The organism is Acinetobacter sp. CWB-B33 (assembly GCF_039655955.1).
Lineage (GTDB): Bacteria > Pseudomonadota > Gammaproteobacteria > Pseudomonadales > Moraxellaceae > Acinetobacter > Acinetobacter bouvetii.
Genome location: NZ_JAGFEU010000001.1, coordinates 498,952 through 519,920, shown reverse-complemented (window position 1 = coordinate 519,920; position 20,969 = coordinate 498,952). Strand labels below are relative to the sequence as shown.

The 20,969-nt window shown below is 44.9% G+C and carries 18 protein-coding genes; 3 read left to right on the top strand and 15 right to left on the bottom strand.

Annotation, left to right across the window (positions count from 1 at the left end):
• Nucleotides 1–153: 153 nt before the first annotated feature.
• The 8 genes from JZ784_RS02465 to JZ784_RS02430 form a co-directional block, all read right to left on the bottom strand.
• Nucleotides 154–747 carry a HutD family protein gene (locus tag JZ784_RS02465; protein ID WP_346313671.1) on the bottom strand — a complete coding sequence of 198 codons (594 nt, stop codon included), beginning with the start codon at nucleotides 745–747 and terminating at the stop codon, nucleotides 154–156.
• Nucleotides 744–1,496 carry a histidine utilization repressor gene (hutC, locus tag JZ784_RS02460; protein WP_005011098.1) on the bottom strand — a complete coding sequence of 251 codons (753 nt, stop codon included), beginning with the start codon at nucleotides 1,494–1,496 and terminating at the stop codon, nucleotides 744–746. Before hutC ends, JZ784_RS02465 begins: the two co-directional genes overlap by 4 nt.
• Before the next feature lie 684 nt (nucleotides 1,497–2,180).
• Nucleotides 2,181–3,317, bottom strand: coding sequence for a 2-methylcitrate synthase (gene prpC, locus JZ784_RS02455; RefSeq protein WP_346313670.1), 1,137 nt, complete (start codon nucleotides 3,315–3,317; stop codon nucleotides 2,181–2,183).
• Between the two features lie 25 nt (nucleotides 3,318–3,342).
• A complete protein-coding gene (gene prpB, locus JZ784_RS02450) occupies nucleotides 3,343–4,218 on the bottom strand; it encodes a methylisocitrate lyase (protein ID WP_346313669.1) in 876 nt (291 codons plus the stop codon).
• 40 nt (nucleotides 4,219–4,258) lie between these two features.
• Complete coding sequence (locus JZ784_RS02445; RefSeq protein ID WP_346313668.1) at nucleotides 4,259–5,896, bottom strand: long-chain-fatty-acid--CoA ligase; 1,638 nt, start codon at nucleotides 5,894–5,896, stop codon at nucleotides 4,259–4,261.
• A gap of 332 nt (nucleotides 5,897–6,228) precedes the next feature.
• The gene (locus tag JZ784_RS02440; protein WP_346313667.1) at nucleotides 6,229–7,254 is read right to left on the bottom strand and encodes an AraC family transcriptional regulator; all 1,026 of its coding nucleotides are present in this window, start codon (nucleotides 7,252–7,254) and stop codon (nucleotides 6,229–6,231) included.
• Between the two features lie 205 nt (nucleotides 7,255–7,459).
• Nucleotides 7,460–9,295: a DUF1302 domain-containing protein gene (locus JZ784_RS02435; protein ID WP_346313666.1), complete on the bottom strand. Its 1,836-nt coding sequence runs from the start codon at nucleotides 9,293–9,295 to the stop codon at nucleotides 7,460–7,462.
• Nucleotides 9,296–9,565: 270 nt separating this feature from the next.
• The gene (locus tag JZ784_RS02430) at nucleotides 9,566–10,153 is read right to left on the bottom strand and encodes an alpha/beta hydrolase (RefSeq protein ID WP_346313665.1); all 588 of its coding nucleotides are present in this window, start codon (nucleotides 10,151–10,153) and stop codon (nucleotides 9,566–9,568) included.
• 615 nt (nucleotides 10,154–10,768) lie between these two features.
• Between JZ784_RS02430 and JZ784_RS02425 the strand changes: the two genes are divergently transcribed.
• Both JZ784_RS02425 and JZ784_RS02420 read left to right on the top strand, forming a co-directional pair.
• Nucleotides 10,769–11,599: an OmpW family outer membrane protein gene (locus tag JZ784_RS02425; protein ID WP_346313664.1), complete on the top strand. Its 831-nt coding sequence runs from the start codon at nucleotides 10,769–10,771 to the stop codon at nucleotides 11,597–11,599.
• A gap of 321 nt (nucleotides 11,600–11,920) precedes the next feature.
• A complete protein-coding gene (locus JZ784_RS02420; protein ID WP_346313663.1) occupies nucleotides 11,921–12,925 on the top strand; it encodes an AraC family transcriptional regulator in 1,005 nt (334 codons plus the stop codon).
• 138 nt (nucleotides 12,926–13,063) lie between these two features.
• On the opposite strand, the gene JZ784_RS02415 is transcribed toward JZ784_RS02420, so the two are convergent.
• The 7 genes from JZ784_RS02415 to JZ784_RS02385 all read right to left on the bottom strand — a co-directional run bounded on the left by JZ784_RS02415 (nucleotide 13,064) and on the right by JZ784_RS02385 (nucleotide 19,491).
• Nucleotides 13,064–14,092 carry a putative sulfate exporter family transporter gene (locus JZ784_RS02415; RefSeq protein ID WP_346313662.1) on the bottom strand — a complete coding sequence of 343 codons (1,029 nt, stop codon included), beginning with the start codon at nucleotides 14,090–14,092 and terminating at the stop codon, nucleotides 13,064–13,066.
• Entirely contained in the window at nucleotides 14,085–14,411 is a 327-nt protein-coding gene (locus JZ784_RS02410; protein ID WP_265465326.1) for a Rieske 2Fe-2S domain-containing protein, read from the bottom strand. Before JZ784_RS02410 ends, JZ784_RS02415 begins: the two co-directional genes overlap by 8 nt.
• Complete coding sequence (locus JZ784_RS02405; RefSeq protein ID WP_265465323.1) at nucleotides 14,408–15,064, bottom strand: DsbA family oxidoreductase; 657 nt, start codon at nucleotides 15,062–15,064, stop codon at nucleotides 14,408–14,410. Before JZ784_RS02405 ends, JZ784_RS02410 begins: the two co-directional genes overlap by 4 nt.
• Nucleotides 15,061–16,404 (bottom strand): MFS transporter, encoded by a 1,344-nt coding sequence (locus tag JZ784_RS02400; protein ID WP_130144880.1) that lies wholly within the window; start codon nucleotides 16,402–16,404, stop codon nucleotides 15,061–15,063. The genes JZ784_RS02405 and JZ784_RS02400 overlap by 4 nt, the downstream gene beginning before the upstream one ends.
• Before the next feature lie 130 nt (nucleotides 16,405–16,534).
• The gene (locus JZ784_RS02395) at nucleotides 16,535–17,584 is read right to left on the bottom strand and encodes a 3-keto-5-aminohexanoate cleavage protein (RefSeq protein ID WP_346313661.1); all 1,050 of its coding nucleotides are present in this window, start codon (nucleotides 17,582–17,584) and stop codon (nucleotides 16,535–16,537) included.
• Nucleotides 17,585–17,642: 58 nt separating this feature from the next.
• Nucleotides 17,643–18,491: a TauD/TfdA family dioxygenase gene (locus JZ784_RS02390; protein ID WP_005011126.1), complete on the bottom strand. Its 849-nt coding sequence runs from the start codon at nucleotides 18,489–18,491 to the stop codon at nucleotides 17,643–17,645.
• A 13-nt stretch (nucleotides 18,492–18,504) separates the two neighbouring features.
• On the bottom strand, nucleotides 18,505–19,491 hold the full coding sequence (locus tag JZ784_RS02385; protein ID WP_346313660.1) for a quinone oxidoreductase: 987 nt from the start codon (nucleotides 19,489–19,491) through the stop codon (nucleotides 18,505–18,507).
• Between the two features lie 449 nt (nucleotides 19,492–19,940).
• Between JZ784_RS02385 and JZ784_RS02380 the strand changes: the two genes are divergently transcribed.
• Nucleotides 19,941–20,741, top strand: a complete 801-nt coding sequence (locus JZ784_RS02380) for an undecaprenyl-diphosphate phosphatase (RefSeq protein ID WP_346313659.1) — start codon at nucleotides 19,941–19,943, stop codon at nucleotides 20,739–20,741.
• The last annotated feature ends 228 nt before the right edge of the window (nucleotides 20,742–20,969 follow it).

The following is a 20,969-nucleotide window of genomic DNA, read 5'->3' as shown; positions in this document are numbered from 1 at the left end:
ATACATGTACATATAATATGCATGACTTTTAATCTTTGAAAAGACCCTTTTCTTTAAAAAGATGAAATTAGTAAATAAGCAAATGTTTTAATTGGTTTTAAAGTTTTTTAACTTTAGTTGTAGTGGGAATATTTATGCGATTTATTTGGCATTTTATCTTGAGCTGGAACATGTAAACAGCTCAATCAAACAGCAATCCTTGACTGAATTTTGCGGCAACTGCAGCGTCAGCGCTTCATTCTGATTGGATATTTTCAGGCAATCAAAAGCCTCTAATGAATAACTTTGCGCTGCGACAGAAACTTGCATCACGTCTGCCATATTAAAAATAAGCATGTCCTGCGCCGCAGACAGGATGGTTTGACTGTGGCTTCCTGTCAGCCACTGCATGCGCGGGTAAACTTTATCCGCACGATAAATCAGGTTTAAGTCGCGGATTGGCCCATTCAGCAACCGGCAATACACAGGCTGCTCTCCATCAAAAGCAAATAAATTTCGAGAGCAAATCTCAACATGCGGCTGATCGGCAATACTGAGCTGCATCCCCATACCGCTCAGTGTGGAAATAATGCGCTTTTTTCCGGAAAAATAAGAAAATTCACCGTCATTTTCCACATCCGCCATAGACACACGCCAGTCAAAATCATCCGTTTCAGCTGACGGCTTTCGAGCAATCTCGAAGGTAAATCCTAAACCATTTTTCCACGGCATTTTTTGGAAATCATGCAGTTTGAGCAGCTGAATCATTGCACAAATTTCCCTTCCAGATAGTAGCGGCTGCCCGGATAAGTCAACCGCGCGCTTGAAATCAAATGCTTATTTGACCATGTGCGGCGGCGGATGAGCAGGCAGGGTTCCTGTTTGGTAATTTTCAGCCATTTGCATTCTTGTGTATTCGCCAATACCGCTTCTACGATATGTTCACCTTCGGTGACCGGCGCCTGCGCCATTAAATAAGCATTGGGGGTAATCTTGCTGAAATCCTGCTTTAAATAATCAGGAATGAGCGCAGCATTGACCAAACGGTCTTCAATTTGCACCGGCACTTCATTTTCATAATGAATAATAATGGAATGAAAAAGCGGCTCGCCTTCTTTCGTTTGCATAAATAAAGCTTGCTGCACATCCGCTTTAATTTTATCTAGCTTTATCACTTCTGCGCGGTGACTGTGATTGCGCGCCAGAATTTCATCCGCAATATTATTAATTTGAAATAATGCGGAATGGCCTTGCCCTTCAGCCACAAATGATCCCACCCCTTGTACGCGCACCAGCATTTTATCCGCAGTCAATTCGCGCAGCGCGCGGTTCACTGTCATTCGGCTGCAGCCTAAGAGTTTGACCAATTCACTTTCAGAAGGAATCTTGTCATTCACTTTCCATTCACCGCTGTATATTTTGCTCTGAATAAACTGTTTCACCTGCGCATATAAAGGCGAAGGCGCTTCTAATCCTAGGGGTGTTTTATTTTCTTCTGTTGAAGTGCTGATGGGCATTTTTCATCTCTGCAAAGAACCGCTTTAAAAATTGGATACCGGTCTTCTAATGCCTGCATACAACGCGGCAAACCGGCAAGATCAATATCTGAATTTGATTATACTCAATTCACCAAACTTGTATATACAAGTTGTATTTTTTAGCGGCTGTCAAAGATGAGCTGTATGGTCATCGAATTTTAGAAAGATAAGCTAATGTAAATTAAATAAAAAAATCAAAGAAAACTGTCCATTTTGAAGATTCCAGCCAGCACTGCAGCTCCGATTCTATGCCACACTTCGTCAAAGGAAGATGTGTCATTCTGACCATCATGCCTTCGAAGCACACCAAGGAACCATTGAATCATATGAAAATTGCGTCACTGGAATTCGTAAAGGAAAACGGAATCGAGGTGCAGTTGCAAAGATGATTTGTGAGGCTGCTCAAATGCTATGGCACGGTTCATACGGTCAGTGCTTGATGCCCAATTAAACGCCGAATGGACTGCAACTGAATCCCAGCTATTCCAGGTTTTTCTTTTAAATAGTGAGCTTAATCTAATGCATCCAATAAGAAACGCTGCAGAAATGTTCCTGCAGCGTTTCTATCTATGCATAATCCTTGATCAAGGCTTCCATATAAATCTTTTTCAGCACTCTTTAATGCATTAAACATGATGCTGAACTACAGCTTAAAGCAATCCATTAAGCAGCTTCACGTTCTTCAATTGATACCACTTTACGCAGTTCAGGACCGGTATAATCCGCACTTGGGCGGATAATCCGGTTGTCTGCACGCTGCTCCATCACATGTGCCGCCCAGCCGGTGACCCGGCTCATCACGAAGATTGGCGTGAACAGTTTGGTCGCAATATCCATGAAATGATAAGCCGATGCATGGAAGAAATCTGCATTGCAGAAGAGTTTCTTCTCGCGCCACATCACTTCTTCACAGCGCACTGAAACTGGGTATAGGACCGTATCACCCACATCTTTAGCTAAGCGCTCTGACCAAATTTTGATGATGCCGTTGCGCGGATCATTGTCTTTATAGATTGCATGGCCAAAGCCCATGATCTTTTCTTTACGTTCCAGCTTGCCCAGCATTTCACGTTCAGCTTCTTCGGGCGACGTCCAGTTTTCGATCATTTCCATCGCCGCTTCGTTCGCGCCGCCATGCAATGGACCGCGCAGTGAACCAATTGCGCCAGTGATGCATGAATGCATATCGGATAAGGTGGATGCGCAGACGCGTGCGGTGAAGGTCGATGCGTTAAATTCATGCTCTGCATACAGAATCAGCGATACATTCATCACCTGTTCATGCAATTCATTCGGTTTTTCACCGCGCAGCAAATGCAGGAATTGCGCACCGATAGAGTCATCATCGGTATTTTCTTCAATGCGCACGCCGTCATGGCTGAAGCGGTACCAATAGCAAATAATCGCAGGCAGTGTTGCTAGAATGCGGTCTGCTGCGTCCTGCTGTTCAGCAAAGGATTTTTCTGTTTCTAGGTTGCCGAGCATGGAAACGCCTGTGCGCATCACATCCATTGGGTGTGAATCTGCAGGGATACGCTCTAACACTTCTTTCAACGCTTGCGGTAATTTGCGCAGTGATTTCAGTTTTGCTTTGTATGCCGCCAGCTGTGCTGCGGTTGGCAATTCACCAAAGAAGATCAGGTAGGCCACTTCTTCAAACTGGCAGTTTTCCGCCAAATCCTGCACGTCATAGCCGCGGTAGGTGAGGCCTGCACCGCTTTTGCCTACAGTTGAAAGTGCGGTTTTTCCTGCCACTTGTCCGCGCAAACCTGCGCCTGTGAGTACTTTTCCTTCAGCCATTTTTCAATTTTCCTTTTTGAATGATTTATTTAAACAGTTTATCCAGCGTATTTTCAAAGGTGTGGTAATCCAGGAATTCATACAGCTCTTTACGCGGCTGCATTTTGTCCAGCACATTCACTTGCGTGCCGTCTTTGCGGATCGAATGCATCACTTCCAGCGCGGCTTTCTGCATGGCGCGTGTCGCAGAGAGCGGATACAGCACCATTGAAATGCCCTGCTCGCCCAGTTCATCTACCGTGTAATAAGGCGTGTCGCCAAACTCTGTGATGTTGGCTAATACAGGCACGCCTACCGCATCGCAGACCGTTTTGTACATGGTGATATCGGTCATGGCTTCAGCAAAAATGGCATCGGCGCCGGCTTCTACGCAGGCGCAGGCGCGGTCAATCACCGCCTGCAAGCCTTCTTTTTGCAGCGCATCAGTACGCGCCATCACCACAAAGTCTGAATCGGTTTTCGCATCTACCGCCGCTTTAATGCGGTCGACCATTTCCTGCTGCGTGACGATTTCTTTATTTGGACGGTGGCCACAGCGTTTCTGCGCCACTTGATCTTCGATATGCACTGCCGCCGCGCCTGCGGCGATCATTTGCTTGACGCTGCGCGCGATATTGAATGCGCCGCCCCAGCCTGTATCGATGTCAACTAAAAGCGGCGTGTCTACACGTTCCGTAATGCGGCGCACGTCTTCAAGCACATTGTCCAAACTGGTCATGCCAAGGTCAGGCAAGCCATAAGAATAGTTCGCGACACCGGCGCCCGAAACATAAATCGCCTTGTAGCCGACCTGTTTAGCCATCATGGCTGCATAAGCGTTGACTATGCCGATAATTTGTAATGGTTTTTCCACTTCCAGTGCTTGTCTAAATCTTAAGCCTGCAGACGTTTGTTGTGTCATATTCCTTTCCATGAATATCCGAGGTGAATGAAATAAAAAGTTAAGCAGGAACAGCAGCCAATAAAATTGAACCGTACGCTTCACGCAAATCTTTTTTCAGAATTTTTCCTGTACCGCCGACAGGTATTGCATCAACAAAAACCACTTTGTCTGGAATTTGCCATTTCGCAATTTTATTTGCATAGAAGTCTAAGATTTCTGCTTCGGATAAGCTGCTTGCAGCAGATTTTTTTGCAATCAGAATAGGTCTTTCATCCCATTTGGGATGTGCTGCAGCTATAACAGCAACCATATCCAGTTCAGGATGGGCGATGGCAATATTTTCCAGCTCAACCGATGAAATCCACTCACCGCCTGATTTGATCAGGTCTTTAGAACGGTCGCTGATTTGCATATAGCCGTCCTGGTCTAAGGTTGCAATATCCCCCGTATCAAACCAGCCATCTTGCGTTAAAGCATGATTAAACTGATCAAAATAGGATTCAACAATCCAATGGCCTTTAATTTGCAAATGACCCGGCAACTGTCCGTCACGCGCAGATTCAGCTGTGCCTTTTTCGGCTTGGCAGACACGCAGGCTGACGCCATAGGGCGGACGGCCCTGTGCAAATCGGAGTTTAAATTTTTCTGACTCATCCAGCGCAGCATGCTTTGCTTTCAGCTGATTGACTGCGCCTAAAGGGCTGGTTTCGGTCATGCCCCAAGCATGGATGGTTTCGCATTGAAAATCGTCTTTAAACGCTTTCAGCATATTCGGCGGACACACTGCGCCGCCCACCACGTTGCGGACTAAACTTTCAAGTTTGCTGCCGCATTGATAGGCTGCGTTTAATAAGCCTTGCCAGATGGTCGGCACCCCCAATGCATTGGTGACTTTATACTCATCAATCAGCTGCACTAAACTTTCGCCATCCAGCATTGGCCCTGGCAGCACCATGCTGCAGCCGACCATTGCAGCGGAATACGGCGTTCCCCACGCATTGACATGAAACATGGGAACGACTGGCAATATGCGGTCTTGGGCTGAAAAATGGAAAGAGTCTGGCAGACTGGCTGCATAGCTATGCAGCACCGTCGAGCGATGGCTGTATAAAACGCCTTTTGGATTTCCCGTTGTGCCCGAGGTGTAGCAGAGCGAGCTGGCCTTAGTCTCATCCAATTCAGGCCATTCAAAGTGCTCACTGTGCTGCGCGATTAAGTCGTCATAGAACAGGACTTCAGGAAAAGCCTGCAAAATGTCTTCATCATAAGCATCAAGGCAAATGAAATGCTCAACATACGGAATCGCATCTTTAATAGACAGCACTAAATTCAAGAATGTTTTATCGAAAATCAGAATTTTGTCATTGGCATCATTCACCATATATTTATGCTGTTCAGGGAAAAGCCTTGGATTGATGGTATGACAGACTAAGCCGCTGCCTGAGATGCCATACCAGCTTTCTAAATGACGATGGTTATTCCACGCAATCGTAGCAACCCGGTCACTCACAGTTAAACCAAAAGACTGCAAAACATTGGCAAAACGCTTAGAATTTTGAGCAATTTGTCCCCAAGCCGTTTCGGTCATGGAGCCATCTGTATTTTTAGAGATAATCGCTGTATCTGCATGATACAGCGCAGCATGCTCAATAAGGCTGCTGATCAGCAGCGGCTGAAACATCATATTTCCGATCATCTGAAACATCCCTATTCACATTATTTAGACTAATTTATTCATATCCATCGACTGCTCTTCAGCTGTCATTTATTCTTAAATTACCCACTTTTATTTTTCTGTTTTTGTCATTTAGAGGATATTTTTTGTCATTTCGTCACATAAGGATGAAAAACTTTCACCAATTATCAATTTATTGTTTTTATTGATTTAATTAAAAAAATAACTCATTCGTATTTTATATTCCCCATAAAATGCGATTTAAAAACACAAAAATATAGAGTGATTTGACCGCAGATGTATTGAAATAAAAGCAAGGCGCAAAAGCGGAAATATAAAATACCAGTGTCAATTTATGCCGCGATATAGGCGCGGCGCCAGCGTCCCGGAGTGATGCCATACCAGCGTTTAAAAGCTCGGGTAAAATTGGCTTGGTCGTCATAGCCGACTTGATTTGCCACATCAATAATCATCAGATTTTTATTTTTAAGCAGCTCCGCTGCAATTTTCTTACGCGTAGCTTCAAGCAAGGCGTCGAAACTGGTCTGATGTTTATTTAAATAACGGTACAAAGTAAAACGGTGAATTGAAAAATATTCAGCCACACGTTCGACATTACAGCTTCGGTGCGGCAATAATTCCTCAATAATTTTACAAATCTGACCAACCAGATCGACACGATCATGGCTTTGCAGTTCAGACAAATGCTGACGCAAAAATTGATCTAACTGATGGTCATGCCCTGCTCTTTTTTGATCGAGCTGTTCCTGCGGAAATAAAATTTCGTGCTGTGACTGGCTGAACCACACAGGACAGCCAAATGCTTTTTCGTACAGATGCGCGCACTTCGGCTTTGGATAAGAGATGCGCACCAATGCTGGACGCCAAGATTTACCCAAAATCAGCTCGATAATAGACACCATCGCAACCAAATACGCAGTTTGATATTGTTCTTTTCCGGGAATGCCGCCATCGATATGCATGCAAATACGCGCATAGCCATCATCTTCTTTCAAATCTAGCCTTTGCCCTCTGTACCACATACTGCCGTATTGAAAGAGGCTCTGCATGGCATCCCGCATGGTCGCGGCATTCAGCACCAGAAAACGCAATGGGCCAATATTTGAAAATTGGGCTTTTTTTCCAATGACTAAACCCAAATGATCACAGCCCGTTAATGCTTCAGCGGCTTGAAAAATACTGCCCTGTGTTTGCAGAGAAATCGGCAATAAATTGTTCTTTAAATCTTCGCGCTGAATCCCAAAATGCTCAAATACAGTACGTGCATCGAAACTGTGTTCTTCTAAATAGTTGGCAATCAGGTTTAAAATACCAATAGGATTGGATTGTGGCTGTCTTATTAAATCGATGCTGTGCATAGTTCCCTCTCTATATGGCAATATATTCAGCATATGATGGCCTGATATGCCTCTTCATTTTGAATCTTTAATCATTCAAATATGATTTCAAAATTCTAATTGCATTGCATTTAAATCCAGTGCCCATGCAACGAAATCATGGTCTGTTTAGACCATGCTTCAGATGAGCCAAATCTTCACTTGCAAACAAACATCCTATCTCTTTTTAAAAATTCACTTTGAATGCGAGCGAGGCAAAATCTCGGTCATCGATGGTACTGAAGTCATTTGAACCAAAGAAACTGGTATAAGCCATTTCTGCAGTATATTGTTGGCGGTATGTTGCAGACACCGCTGCGGCAACACTCATTTGACCTTCCTGAAAGTTTTGGCTAAAGCCATCGACATCATGACGGAACAACACACTCGGGGTAATCACAGTTGCAGGCAGCAAATCTTTATAGACTAAAGCGCCACGCAAACGATATCCGTATGACCATTCTGTAAAAAAGCCTTCAGTATTACAAAAGCGTTCATTTAAACGGTCAATTTCATCATTCGACAGATGTGCTGTTCCATAAGGAGTACATTGGTTGGCTTTGGTTTCTGGATCATACGCACCCGATGACAACTCGCTACGTCCAAAAGCACCGACACGACCAAAACGGTGATTTCCAATCTCACCAATATGATTTACCGCCAATTCGGCAGCCCAAGTAAAGGTATTGGCTCCGAGGACATTTATTAGACTATTCCCTGCACCGAGTGAAAACTGGGTCACGGGCGCACGCGCATAACCTTGCAAATATTGCCCAAACTGGGCCGATGTTCCCGCATCTGTCAGCGGCGTATTTTTGTCTAAGACTTGTGCATAAACAATATCTGTCCCATTAAACTGCAAAGGCTGGTTGGGCTTATGCGTTAACTCACTAAACACTGAGGTTGTACCGACTTTGCCTGCCAAGCTGAGTCCATACATTTTGATGTCTTCAGGATAGATCGAGAAAAACTGTGCGGTACTAAAATTTGCTGGCCCTGCTGCAGTGACTGCTGTCCCGTCAAAATTCGCAGTTCGATTGTGATAATTTGCAAAATACAGCCCGAGCTCAGCATTGTTCAACTTGGGCAACGTTTGCTTTAAGGAAAAACCATACTGTCCGCTGTCTTTGGCATAACGGCTTTCACTACGTGGAATATAAGATTTGGTATCTAAAGCCGTATCGGTAAGTTTATCGCCCGGCATCACAGTAATGACGATCGGTCCGCAATTTTCTGGCACAAAGTCTGAAATGGCAAAGAATGTCCCACAGCCATCCACCACAGACGGTCTAAACTTAAACTGATAGAAACCTTCAAATTTTAAATGTTCATTGATTCCAGCTTCAAAGGAAAACATTTCGGTTGGAATCACCCGTTCTCGTGCATCACCGCCGGGACGGTTCATTGCAGCATAATCAAAAGCGCTGACACTATTAAGGCCATTTGGGAAGAACTGTGATTTGCCCCACTGCAAGGCATGTTTGCCCAGTTTAATATTGGCACTTTGCCCATTATCTAAAGCAAAGTTTTTCCAAACATAGGCATCCCACAGGTCGATGCCTTTAAATTTCGCCAGTCGGGGCCATGCCGAATCATCAAAGGCTTTTAAATCGCCTTCACCTGTTTCATAAGCATGGTCATACCAATACTTCGCGCTGACCACTGCGCCCTGCTGTTTTCCTTTTAAATTCAGCTCGGTAAAACCTTTCACCACTTGTGAAATCACATCGCCTTTATTAAAGTTCACGTGACCGTCATCACCATTGATATCAATGCTATGACCCTCTTTTCCAATATGGTTTGCATCGGGTTTATAGACCAGTGAACTAGACGCCTCTTGAGTACTCCAGTTTGTCCCAAAGCTAAGAACGGTTTTGGTTTCAAGCTTCCATTCTTCATTGAGATCAAGACTCGCTGCTGAAACTTCCGAGATTGCCAAAGCAAGGCTTAAACAAAGAACCGTTTTTTTCATCAATGCAATATAATGATTTTGTCTGTTTAAAGACACAAATTGACCGACCATACCATCTCCATATCGATATGATTTATTTTTAAATACTGTGTTTTATTTCCTTACAAACGCTGAAGATTAGTGGCTATTGCACCGTTATCTTCCACAAAGAACGTCTTATTAAATTCAACATTTTCTCTCCACATCTCTAATTATTCTGTAAAGCCATCCTTTGGCTCAGGACTTAAATTAACTGTTTTAAAATGTTCAAATTGGTCTTTAGGTCATTTGCGTGGATTGATTTTTTGAGATAGAAATTCCAAGATGAAAACTCTATCTCAACTATGAAACATGCTCTATTTCCAAAGCATCCAACTGCAAAATCAACTGTTCCGCCTGAGGCCAATCGCCAAACCCCGCAGCTGGGTTCAAATGCCCTACAGCACCGGCATTGACCAACTGACTGCCCCACGTCTCAGCCATCGCTTCAACGGCTTGATATTGCGCTAAATGATCATTGGTACTCGCCACCACAATGCTTGGAAATGGCAGTTTTTGGGTCGGTAAGGGACTCCATCCTTCACTTCTAAGAATTTCAGGACTTGGATAATGCTCAGGCCAGCTTTCCGCCAAGTCCGGTGGTGTAACCAGCAATGCCCCTTGAATATCATGCTGATGCAACGCAGCCCAATGCACAGTCATCAACACACCTGCGCTATGCGCCACCAAAATCACCGGCCCTTCAATTTTTTTCAGCTCTGCTTCAATGCGCGCAACGCGGTTTGCGCAATTCAATTTGTCCGTTTCTGCTGGCGGGACGGCGTGAACTTTTACGAGTTTCGACTCAAGCAATGTTTGCCAGTGTGCAGCAACATGATCGCGCAAACCCGGAATAATGAGGACCGTTGCCTGTGTAAATATTTTTTCCATGGATACACCTATTTAAGCCTGATGCTTTTTGATCAATGCGGCGCATTGTTGTATCCAACATAGAGGGATGGTTGCCAATTCGATATACATAGGGCGACATTTGCTTTTCATTTGATGACAAATCATCAAATCTACAACATTTTCAAACACTCACCACAAACATTTCAAATATCTGATTTTAATAATATTAATTAAATTTTTAGTTTGATTTATGCAACATATTTCATGTTTTTCCTCAATTTTTGCCGATTGCTTAAAAAAATAACTGACTCAATAATACGCTTGCGTTTCAGTAAGGATCCGCTGAAACCATAAAAAAAAATAGCAAATGAAAAGGAAATTAAAATGAGTCAAATCTGTAAAATAGTCGTGCCTTTTGCATGCCTATTGTCAGTAAATTTTGCTTATGCGGATTCTACAAACTTTAAACGCTGGGCAGTCAGTGCAGGCTGGATGCATGTCATGCCTCAGGGGAAAGCCAACTCCACCCATGTTACCACTAACGTTGAAGAAGGCGGCAGTTATGGGGTCGGATCATTATGGGCTACAGACGTTGTTAATTATGAAACAAATGCACAAAAAATAGTAGACAAAGGAGGATTTGAAGGACTTTCGATGAAAAGTATTCTGAAGCAAGGTCAGTCTAATCCAGATTTTAAAGTTCCGGCTACTCTACTGAAAGGTGCGAAATCTAATATCTCAGGTATTTCAGATTACACCAGCTCCGGAGGTATGGAAGTTGAAGATACTGATACCTTGGGGTTAACCCTGAGTTATTTTGTGAACGATAATGTTTCCTTAGAGTTGATCGGTGGTATTCCACCTAAAGTTGATATTAAGGGTGTGGGAGAAATCAGAGCCGTTGCTGTATCTACAGCCAATACGCCAGGAGTTGGTGCACCTACTTATTTAAATGGTTTAGAACTGATTAAAAACACCTTAATTACAGACCTTGGTGCGCATGGTAAAGTTGCTGAAGTCACTGCGTGGACACCAGCAGTCACAGCAAAATACCACTTCGGCACTTCGGGTAAGAATAAGTTCCGCCCATTTGTTGGTGCAGGTGTTACATATGGTCATTTCAATAAATTAAAACTCAATAGCGGTGTAGAAGAAGACTTAATTCAAGCGGGCTACATGATTGATAATATTTTGAATGGCCGTGCAGGCGAAGCACTGCATGGGGGCAAAGGCAGCTCTACCGCAACTCCTGAAGTAAAAGTCAAAACCAGTGATGCCTTAGCACCTGTGCTGACGGCAGGCTTTACCTATGACTTTACCGACCGTTGGTTTAGTACAGGTTCACTCAGCTATATGCCTAACTTTAATAATGTCGCAACTGTGACGGTCACCGACACGTCTACAGGCCGGCAATTAATCAAGTCCACCACCAAGATTGATCTCGACCCATTAGTGACTTATGTCGGGGTTGGCTATCGTTTCTAAGTGGTAGAGAATACTGAACATCTCAAATGAAACATCGTATTCAGATTTTTATCACCCCTGATTGGCCACCTTGCTCACCCAAGTAAATTTTTGAAAAATACTCTCGTTTGAGACTCAAGTCACTGCATTTTTTAAAGGCTAATTCTTATTTGATATAGGAATTAGTCATTTTTCAATCTGCACGGTTTCTTGATAAAATAAAGCCTATTTAAATCAAAAAACCGCACCATTTAAGTGCGGAAACTGATACTTTTATAGTACTGGATATTGCTTAAAAATAAGTTCAGTCAGGACGACTGAAGTAAAAATAGGGAGCTTAAAGTGATTCCACTTGCCCATACAGCTGTGCTCAAAAACTATTTGAATGTTAGCCAACAATTCAACTTCAATCCTTATTATTTGCTTTCTAATGCAGGACTTAATCCTGCGCAGCTCAATGACCCAAAACAACGTATCCCTGTCGACAAAGCCATCGCACTGTTAGAACAATCTGCTGAAATAAGCGGCTGCGAAGTATTCGGGCTGCTTATGGCGGAACAGCGTCAGATTGCCGACTTTGGTGAATTGAGTCTGCTCTTAAGTTATCAGCACACTTTACGTGACGCACTACAAACCATTGTTATGTATAGAAACTTCATTAACAATGCGCTTGAAATGTATATCGAAGAAGCTGGGAATACCGTGATTATCCATTTGGAGGTTGTTGGCGCATCGACCGAGTACAGCCGCCAAGCGATTGAATTGGCTTTGGGCGTTACCCATCGTTTTTGTGCCATGTTGCTTTCGCAAAAGTGGCGTCCTCTGGGTGTACATTTCACCCATAGCGCACCACAAAATTTGGCTATTCACCAGCGTGTTTTTGGTTGTGCTTTAGAGTTCGGCAGCGAATTTAATGGCATAGTCTGCACCACGGCCGAACTGGATAAAGCCAACCCACAAGCCAATACAGCCATGGCAGATCATGCGAAGCGCTATCTTGAGATTGATCTGCTGCAAAATGAAAATGAATCTTCCATCATTTTTGATATCCGTAAAAGTATCTATTTATTGCTGCCAATGGGGCGTGCCACGATTGATCAAGTAGCACATTTACATGGAATCAATGTCCGAACATTACAGCGCAGATTAGAAGCGTCTCAAACCAGTTTTAGTATTTTAACCAACGATGTGCGTCGGGCTTTAGTCTTCCGTTATCTGCAAAATATGAACTACTCTTTGGGACAAGTCTCAGACATTTTAGGCTATTCTATGCCAAGCTCATTTACCCGCTGGTTTATCAGCCAGTTTGGGATTTCTCCAACGGCTTGGCGGCAACAAGCATCTTGATGCCTGAAATGAATTGTACGCAAAAACAATAAGCATCTTGGACATCATGAACAGCGTTGACTATCCTGTAAAATAAAAGGCCTTTGTTCAACAAAGGCCTTTTGGCTAAATAAATCTAAAAAATGAAATCGAGCATTTTTAAAATAGCCAATGCATCACTGCTAATACCAGACAAACTAGAAAAACACTTTCGCCCAACATCAAGAGAATGGGTTTTATGCCTACAGTCGCCAGCTCTTTCAATTGAGTTTTCATCCCTAATGCACTGATGGAAATTACTAAACACCAGCGTGATAATTCATTGATGCCGCCTTGCACCATGACCGGCACCCAGCCTGTGCTGTTAATACAGGCCAGCAATAAAAAACCGACTGCAAACCACGGCAGCAGCGGCGGACGTTTTCCGGTGCTTTCCACCCCCTGCATCCGGGTGATCATGGCAGCGCAAACAATGACCGGCAACAGCATCGCGACACGCATCAGCTTGACAACAGTGGCCGTGTCCCCTGTTTCCGTAGACATACTGTAGCCTGCGCCGACAACCTGCGCCACATCATGAATGGTGGCGCCTAAAAAGATACCGGCGGCTTGCGGCGACAGCTCCAGCCATTTCGCAATCATCGGGTAAATAATCATCGCTAAAGTTGACAGTGCGGATACGCCAATCACGGTAAATAATGTGGCTTTTTCTTTTTGCGGGTGATTGGGTAAAGCCACTGACAAGGCTAATGCCGCTGAAGCGCCGCAAATTGCTGTTGCGCCGCCCGTCAACATGCCAAATAAACGCTGAAAACCCATCAGTTTTGCTACAATCACAGAGACAGAAATGGTCACGATAATGAGTGTGATAACTAAAACAATCGGCTGCCAGCCTAAAGCGGTAATTTGCTCTAAAGTAATCCGCATCCCCAAAAAGGCAATGCCAATGCGCATAACGGTACGGGCGGTAAACTCAATACCCGCTTTACACGGCCCGTCCGTGGCTAAAAAGCTTAATCCCATCCCGAGCAGCAGTGCGAACAGCATCACCGGTGCGGTATAATGTTCTGAAAGAAAAGTCGCTGCCGCTGCAACCACCAGGCTGACTGAAAAACCGGGAGCGAGTTCACGAATACGCTGGCCTAAAGCCAAGGATGCGTTTAATTCAATCTGCTTAGAATTATTCATGCTTCGCTCCAGAATCCAGCACAATGCAAACCTGCTCACCCGCCTGTTCTACCGCATATGTGGCCACTTTCAGCAGCGTGGAATTCACCATGCAGCCATCCGCCAGATTAAATCGCAGGCCATGGGCACAGCACTGAATCATGCAGCCATGCAATTTTCCGCTAAATAGCGATGCGCCCTGATGAGGACAGCTGTCATTAATCGCATACAGTTGATTTTCTACATTAAAGAGCGCAATCGATTGCTCACCGATTTGCAAAAAAGTCCGGCCGCCTGATGCAGGGATTTTCCCTTGGGGCACTTCAAAACGGCTCTTCATACTTCAGCTCCTTGCGCCTCAAATGCTTCAAGCAGGGCCTGATAGAGCATCTCCGCAGGCTGTGCGCCAGCCAGAGCAAATGCCCCGTCAAACACAAAATAAGGAACGCCCTTTCCACCGGTATTTACAGAAATAAACGGGGTATTCGGCTCATCCAAAAGCGCTTTAATCGGCGCTTCCGCATAACCGCAATACGTTGCGATTTTCTGCAATACGGCAGGATCTGAGATGTTTTCAGAATGATGAAAATAAGCGGAAAAGATTCCTTCAAGCAGAAGGTCGTATTGGCTAGGAGCAGCCAACTGAAGTGCATTGCTGAGCAAGCTATGCGCCTTTGCTGTATTCGGCATGCGCGGAATCCGTTCAAAGTCGATGTCCACACCGACCGCTTTAGCCGCCTGGCGCACTTGCTCCTGCCGCATTCTCACTGCTGTGGTCGTACCTAAGCGCTGCAAATAAAATGCTTTAAACGGTATGCCATCCACAGGGATGGACGGCAGCAGCTGAACGCCGCGCCATTTTATCGCCACTTGTATCTGCGGATGGGTTTGCTTCAATTTCTCAATCGCAGCATGCAGCTGACGCTTTCCAATCAGGCACCAAGGACAGATAAAATCAAAAAAAACTTCAACACTAATCTTGGCTTGCATCATTGGTCACCTGTTTTAGCCGGCTGATTCGGAAATGCATGCTGCTCTGCAGCAACTTGAAGATGAAAGCGCGCCACATCACGTAAATAATGGCGTTTGGCGTAAAAGAATACCGCCGCCGCCACAATACTCATCGCAGGCATGATTTGAAATGCATTGTGCAAACCAATAGCATCTGACAGTTTGCCCACCACTAAAGGCCCCAAAGCCAAACCTAAGAAGTTATTCGCCAATGTTAAGGTCGCAAATGCCGTACTGTGCACCGAATTATGCGTCAAATTCGCAACCATTGCGCTTGAAGGGCCATTCGTGCCAAGGACGATAAACATGCCTATAGCAATCATGATTAATTGCGCATGGCCCGCCGGCATAGCAAATGCAATCATCAATAACAGGCATCCAAGCAGGCAATATGCAATCGCCAGTGTGACCTTGCGATCCGGACGGTCTTTACCCAAACGGTCACATAACATGCCGCACAAAATAGTGCCTACTGCACTGCTTAAGATAATGACTGCCGCCATGACACCCGCTTTGTCTGTCGCCATTCCGTAATAGCGGTTAAGATAGCTGGGGAACCAAACAATGACCGTACCGCCAACAAACAGCTGCAAGCCGCTGGCGATATAAGTTGCGACCACAGACCGGCTTGAATAGATCGTTCTGAGCGGATTGGCTGCCGATGGATTTTTTTGCTTTGCATTTAATATTTTCTGAGTTGAACCAATTTTCTTTTCTTTCACTAAAATTGGATATAAAAGCGCCAGTATCAGGCCAAATATTGCCATGCCTCCAAATGCCCAGCGCCAGCCCAAATGCTCAGCCAGCACGCCGCCGAGCGCCATGCCTAAAAATGAGCCAAACACGCCGCCGGCCATAAACGAGCTGGCTAATGTTGCGCGCATATCCCGAGGGAAAACTGCAACCACCACGGCAATACCCACGCTGCCATAAGCCGCCTCACCTACACCAACTAAAAAACGAGCAAACAGCATATGTTCATAGCTCTCTGCAATTGCACAGCCTAAAGTGGCTAAACTCCACAACACGGCCATCAGCGTTAAGCTTTTTACTTTGCCGAAGCGGTCTGCCAAAATTGATAAAGGCAATGTCAGCAAACCCACCATCAAGGCCACAATGCCGCTGAGTAAGCCCAGCTGGCTGTCCGTCAGCGCCCACTCATTTTTGATCAATGGAAAGACTGCATTCAGCACCTGACGGGACATATAGTCAGAAATCAACAGGCCAAATGTCAGCGCAAAAACAATCCATGCATAACGGCGGGGAATGCCGATAGATGTATCTATGCCAGTCGCAGGAGCAGAATACTCATGTGCACCCATATAACCTCCTTGTATTTTTATTCTATCTTCTTGATTGAGCGGCGGAAGAATTACGCAGTCATCTGCAGCCTAACTCTTCCGTTCTTTGCTGACTCAAGTTCAAAAATCCTTCTTGCTTAAGTCAGTTTGACTAGCGCTGCGGTACGCCCTTTTGGCCCGGTTTACGGTTTGGCGCCATGCCATTGGCCAGCAATGTTTCTTCAATACTGTCGTACTGTACACCAATACGGTAAATTTCACGGGCTTCTTGACCATTGGCCACTTCACGGCCTAATTCATGGGCAATACGGACGGTTTGCTTGATTTGCTCAACAGAGGAAAAACGCTCACCTTTATGATCAATAATCGTGTCTTCATTCCCCACACGCGCATGCAGTCCCATTGCCATTGAAATGGTATTCAGCGGCAAAACATTCTTTAGCAGCGATTCAGAGGTCAAGGTGCAGCCATCGGGTACACGGTGAACAAAATTAAAGAAATTAAACGGATTAGGGCCATCAAAACCGCCGCCAATACCAATCCAAGTAATATTCATTGGGCCTTTATATAAGCCTTTGCGCACCAGGCGCTCCAAGGTTTCCAGGCCATGCATGCCCGTCAGCTGGAAATGCGGCTGAATGCCATTTGCAGCTAAGCGCTTAAGATGTTCAATTAACCATTCAGGGCCAGCCGGCACCGTCATTTCTGCATAAGCGGCCTGAATTGCTGGATGCTCTAAAGACGTCCCTTTTAAATACTCAGGATACAGAAGTTCCATAATATTCATTTGCGTGGTATTGACGGCAACAGTCACTTGGTCAGGTTTTGGATCAAGTTCCGCCAATTTATGACGGGTGTCATCGCTTAGCCAAAGTGCAGCTTCACCGTCACTTTCAGGCGCAAAAGAAATTGAACCGCCCACCTGAATAATCATGTCAGGTACAGCTTTACGCACGCCTGCAATCAGCTCATTAAATTTTGATAAGCGTTTTGAACCTTTGCCATCCAGTTCGCGCACATGCAAATGCAGCACAGAAGCCCCAGCTTCATAGCATTCCACGGCTTTTTGAATCTGCTCTTCCATTGTGACAGGAATATCTTCAGGAAAATCCTGTGGCATCCATTCCGGGCCATATGGCGCAACCGTAATCACCACTTTTTCCATATTTTCCGGGTGCAAAGAATCGTCAAAGAATTGCATATGCAGCTCCTAATGTTTTTTTCAATTGTGAAATTAATAAATGTGAGTTATTGCAAACTTAGTACGTCGCATCGCCGATAATGCCGGCACGCTCCATTTTGCGGTGGCATGCCGGATAGTCCATTACGGCATAATGCTGCGTGCTGCGGTTGTCCCAAATGGCAATACTGTTCGGCTTCCAGCGCCAGCGCACCTGATACTCCGGGATATAGGCCTGAGTAATCAAATAGCGCAGCAGTTCCGATGCGCCGGGATTTGCATCCTGCCCATAGCGCACATGTTCTTTGGTATGAAAATTACTCAGATGTGTGGTAAAGGCATTTACATACAGAATTTTCTCGCCTGTTTCCGGATGAGTGCGAACAACCCGGTGTTCTGCATCGGGAAATTGCGCTTTTAAAGCCAGACGCTTTTCAATAGGCATGGCTGCGCCAAAACTTGCTTCAATGCTGTGATAAGCGCGCAGGTCAGCAATTTTTTCTTTAATATGCTCAGGCAAGTTTTCATATGCCATCACCATATTGGTCCACATGGTATCGCCGCCGACAGTTGGGCATTCAATACAGCGCAAGACACACCCCATCGGCGGGACTTTGCGCCAGCTCGCATCGCTATGCCAGGCATTCTCATAACGGTCGATTGGGCTATCCGGGCTTTTATAAATCTGCACCAGCCCCGGATGTTCCGGATGGCTGCCTACAGCGGGATGGTCTTCCAGTTGTCCAAAACGTTCCGCAAATGCCACATGTTCTGCACGTGTAATATGCTGGTCTCTTAAAAACACAACACGGTGCTGCAATAAATTACTGCGGATTTCTGCAAATAAATCATCATCATGAATCGCATCTGCTAAATTTATACCGCTTATTTCTGCCCCAATATGGCAGCTTAATTTTTCAACCTGCATATGAAAATCCTTTTCAAATTACAAAAATTGATGATCCTGTCGTTTTACGCGCTTCTAAATCACGGTGTGCCTGAACTGCATCTTTGAGTGCATAACGCTGATTAATTTCAATCTTGATGCGCCCGCTGCTGACATGGCCGAATATCTCATCAGCCAGTGCCTGTTTTTCTGCAGGGTCTGCAATGTAGTCTGCTAAGGCAGGACGGGTAATAAAGAGTGACCCTTTTATGGCCAGCAAAACCGGATTGAAATCCGGGATTGGCCCAGAGGCTGTACCTACGCAAACCAATAAGCCGCGGCGTTTAAGAGAGTCAAGTGAAGACATAAAGGTATCTTTGCCGACACTGTCAAACACCACATTGACACCGACACCATTCGTCAATTCACGTACGCGTTCAGCCACATTTTCATGACTGTAATTAATCACATGATCACAGCCATGAGCGCGGGCAATCGCGGCTTTTTCTTCAGAAGACGTGGTGCCAATGACGGTTAATCCCAGCAGTTTTGCCCATTGAGAAACAATCAGCCCGACACCGCCAGCCGCGGCATGCAATAAAATCGTGTCGCCCTTTTTAAAATCATAAATGCGGCGCATCAAATAAGCTGAAGTTAAACCGCGCATGGTCATCGCTGCAGCAGTTTCACAGGAAATGCCTTCCGGCAATTTGATGAGTACATTGGCATCAACCAATCTTGCTGTACTGTATGCGCCAAGCGTATTGATAAAACCCGTATAGGTGACACGGTCGCCGACTTGAACATTGCTGACGCCTTCACCAACGGCATCGACCACTCCCGAAGCTTCTACCCCCATGCCATTCGGCAGCGCAATCTTGTAAGTGCCGTCACGGAAATAGGTATCTGCATAATTCAGCCCAACCGCAACATGGCGTACGCGAACCTGCCCCGCTGCCGGTTCACCGACTTCAATATCTTCAAGATACATCACATCTGGCGCGCCTGCTTCATTGAACCGTACTGCTTGATTTAAAGTCATCTTCTGTCCCTGCTGATTTTTATTCAGTGCCAATAAGCTATTCAGCAAAACTACATCACTCAGAAGACAGACCACTTTACATATCACGACACCGGCTTAGCATTTTGCGACACAGCTATTTGCTAATTTCGTATATCTAATTACAAATTAAAGATTTAGCATTTTTCTTGTTTAAATTTAATCACTCATAAATTCACAGAGGATGCGCAACAGAGATTCATTGAGCTTTGGCGCAAGATGGCTTCTTTCCCTTCTATTGCATAAAGCTACATTGCTGCAGATAAAGGCCGTTCAGACCTAAGTGCACTGCTTGCGAAAATGACCGGCATCCGAAGCCTTAAAATCAAAAATAAAGCACTTTGCGTAAAAATTTGTCTTATCCCTATTTATAAAACATGCAAAATGCCTTAAAAAAGATGCCAATTTTTAATCATTTCATTCTTTTATTTATGGACCATCTTGAACTGCTGAAAGCCTTGTTCTTAGGGCTTATTGAAGGTTTAACCGAATTCTTGCCCATTTCGAGTACAGGGCATCTGATCCTCTTTGGCCACCTTATCGATTTTCAATCGGATTCTGGACGCGCTTTCGAAGTGATTATTCAGCTGGGCGCCATTCTTGCCGTGTGCTGGCTATATCGGCAAAAAATTGTAGATCTGCTTAAAGGCTTTTTCTCTGGCGATATGCATGCCAGACGCTTTGCCGTTAATGTCTTTTTGGCCTTTCTTCCTGCTGTGGTCATTGGGATCTTCGCTGTCGATTTTATTAAGCAGGTTTTATTTAGCCCGCTGGTCGTCGCTTGTGCGCTTATCATAGGCGGACTGATTATTTTTGCAGTCGAAGCCAAAGAATTTAAACCTAAAACCGTTGAAGCCACGGACATTACGTTCAAGCAAGCCCTCCTTGTCGGCTTTGCCCAATGCCTGGCCATGATTCCAGGCACTTCCCGTTCAGGCGCAACCATTATTGGCGGCATGCTTTCCGGTTTATCGCGCAAAGCGGCTACAGAATTTTCTTTTTTTCTGGCCATGCCGACTATGCTGGGCGCAGCCACCTATGACCTCATCCGAAATGCAAGTGTCTTATCCTCGGACAATATGATGAATATTGCGGCCGGTTTTGCCGCAGCCTTTATTGCGGCCTTGCTTGTCGTAAAAGCCTTGGTTAAATTTGTCGAAAAACATACCTTAAGAGTATTTGCTTGGTATCGAGTGATATTGGGTGTGGTTTTATTGATTGTATTTTTATAGCTGGGTTTTAAAAAACTTCACTGTACACATTTAAATGCCAGCTAACCGCTATTTAATATAAAAGCCGTTTAAAAAGCAAAAGATAGCCGAACACCGGCTATCTCATTGCCTTGTGAAACAGTGCTTGCCAGCCGGTAAACTTAGTGCAAGGCACGTTCAAAATCAACTACATGAAATCTATGCATGTATTGTTTGACTCAATAATTCCGCTGAATCAGACAGACCTTA